1 protein-coding gene is annotated in these 2,760 nt (G+C 67.3%); it reads left to right on the top strand.

Going from position 1 to position 2,760, the window contains the following annotated elements:
- Positions 1 to 173 precede the first annotated feature (173 nt).
- The gene (locus tag VE25_RS07005; RefSeq protein ID WP_046107896.1) at positions 174 to 2,282 is read left to right on the top strand and encodes a beta-galactosidase; all 2,109 of its coding nucleotides are present in this window, start codon (positions 174 to 176) and stop codon (positions 2,280 to 2,282) included.
- Positions 2,283 to 2,760 lie beyond the last annotated feature (478 nt).

Genomic DNA, 2,760 nt, shown 5'->3' with positions numbered 1-2,760 from the left:
CCCCCACCCTCGATCCCTCCCCTCAAGGGGGAGGGAGGCGATAGGGCCGCAACCGTCGTCGGGGGAGATGATCTAAGGCTTCGGCCAGAAGCCACGACACAATCAACCGGGAGAGCGGCGGAGCGGGGGGCGTTCCGCCGGACGCTCCCGCCTTGCCAGAAAGGATAAGAGGAATGCCCATCGACGCCATGCCGCAGATCCCGTTCGGCGCGGTCTATTTCCGCAAGTCGAACCCGCCGCGCGAGGATTGGGAGCGCGACTACGCGACCGCCGGCGAAGACGGCCTCAACGTCTTCCGCCACTGGTTCATGTGGAGCGCCATCGAGCGGCGCCCCGGCGTCTACGACTGGGAGGAATACGACCGCCAGCTCGAACTTGCGGCCAGGAACGGCCTCAAGACCATCATCGCCGAGCTGATCCACGCGGTGCCCGACTGGGCGATCCGCCACTTCGCCGATGCGCGCCAGATCCGCGCCGATGGGCGCCCGCTCACCTCCAACATGGGCGTGTCGGCCGCGACCGGCGGCTTTGCCAACAATGGCGGCGGGGCGGGGGCGTTGACCCTCAACGATCCGCAGGTGCGCGAGACTGCCGGTGCGTTCCTCACCGCGCTCGCCACCCGCTACAAGGGGCATCCAGGCCTCCTCGGCTACGACGTCTGGAACGAGTGCAACTACGCCGCCGACGTCGACTATTCACTCCCGACCAAGGCCGCCTTCCGCGACTGGCTCAAGGCCAAATACGGTGACCTCGATACGCTCGCGCGCGCCTGGTACCGCTACAGCTATGCCGAATGGGAGGATATCGAGCCGCCCCATGAGCTTGCCGCCTATCCCGAATGCCTTGATTGGCTCGCCTTCAAGCGCGACAACTATTACGGGCAGATGCAGTGGCGGATCGACACCATCCGCGCCGTCGACCCCGATTGCCTCATCGCCGCCCACGGCATTGCCGGGGCCATCCCCAACATGGTCTCCAACGGGTGCGACGACTGGCTCGCCGCCTCCAAGGTCGAGGTCTACGGCATGACCTGGATCCCGGCGCGCAAGGGCAACCAGCCCTGGCGCAACTTCTATGGCGCCGACCTCACCCGCGCCGCCGCACGCGGCAAGCCCTTCTGGCATGCCGAGCGGCAGGGCGGTCCGCTCTGGCTGCAGCCGCAGGTCTTGGGCCGCGACAAAGAGGACGGGCGCGTCGCCGAGCCCGACGACATCAAGGTGTGGACCATGACCTCGTTCGCGGCCGGGGCGCGGGGCGTCCTCAACCTGCGCTGGCGCCCGCTCCTCGACGGGCCGCTCTTCGGCGCCTTCGGCTCCTATGGCATGGACGGCTCACGTACCCCGCGTTCCGAGATGGCCGCCTCCATCGCCCGCTGGGCCAACGCGCCCGAGCAGAAGGACGTGATGGCGGCAAAGCCCGTGCGCGGCGAGATCGGCATCCTTGTCATTCCTGAGGCGCAGGCCTGGGATTACCTGCTCAACCGCACCCACCAGCCGGACACCTATGCCGCCGCCATGTGGGGCGCCTATCGCGGCTTCTTCGACAACGGCATCCAGGCCGATTGGGTGCATATCGACGACATCGACGCCTACGACACGCTCTATGCGCCCTACCCGATCATGCTGACGGGCGAGAACGTGGCGCGCCTCACCCGCTGGGTCGAGGCCGGCGGCATCCTCGTCAGCGAGGCTTGCCCCGGCTATTTCGGCGACCGCGGCAAGGTTGGCGCCCGCCAGCCCCACAACGGGCTCGACGCCATCTTCGGCGTTGTCGAGGACGAAGTCGAGTTCATGCCCGACATCGGCGACCGCGTCAGCTTCGCTTTCGCCGGCAAAACGGTCGCTGGCGGCGGCCTCCTCCAGTCCTATCGGCTCGCCGGCGGGCGCGAGGTCGGCCGCTTCACCGACGGGCGCCTCGCCGTCGCCGAGCACGAGCATGGTCAGGGCCGCACGCTCCTTATCGGCAGCAATCCATCCGTCACCTACTATCGCGCGTCGTCCGAGGCCAACCGGCGCTTCTTCGCCGACGTGTTCGGCTGGACCGACAGGCGGCAGCATATCGTGTTGAGCAACAACGCGATGCAGGCGCGGCTGCACGCGGATGGGGACAGGCGCTACCTCTGGATGCTGAATCCCACCCGGCAAGAGCAGACGACGCGGGTTTCCCTTCCCGAAGGTCCGGCGCGTTTCGGTCCGGTGCACTGGTCCGATGCGGGAGCCGTCGTCGAGGACGGCAACGTCAAGCTGCCGGCAAGAGGGGTGCTGGTCGTGGCGCTGGCGTAAACGTCTGCTGGAGCTCTTCATAGCTGAATGGAATCATCGGCCCCTTCGCCTCCCTCCCCCTTGAGGGGAAGGATCGAGGGTGGGGTCGTTGTGTGGGTAACATATGGACCCCCACCCCCAGCCCCTCCCCTCAAGGGGGAGGGGAGCCGACCGGTGGTGTTTCATCCAATCGTGAAACGCTCTAGCGGAGGGCGCTACGCCGCCCTCCCCACCAGCTGTCATCCCGGCGAAAGCCGGGACCCATCCTGGGATAGCGCATCAGCCGCAAGGTGTGTGAACTGGGCAGCGCCCAGCCGCTCCTCCCGTGCCTGCTGATGCGTTCAGGGCCCCGGCCTCCGTCGCGGTGACAATCCTGGTTGGTGTTGTTTCGGTGCGCCTCACGAAGCGGGCAATGACGACCGAGAGTTAGTCTCTGTCATGTTTTGACGGAAGCACGAGCCGGGGGGCTCCCCTCCCCCTTGAGGGGAGGGGTCGGGGG

The organism is Devosia geojensis (assembly GCF_000969415.1).
Taxonomy (GTDB): Bacteria; Pseudomonadota; Alphaproteobacteria; order Rhizobiales; family Devosiaceae; genus Devosia; species Devosia geojensis.
Note: the sequence above shows the minus strand (reverse complement) of the source record. Positions and strands in the feature narration are given on the sequence as shown.

Bases quoted from the DNA above. Each gene is read 5' to 3' on its own strand.
- VE25_RS07005 (WP_046107896.1), top strand. From the start codon at position 174: ATGCCCATCGACGCCATGCCGCAGATCCCGTTCGGCGCGGTCTATTTC.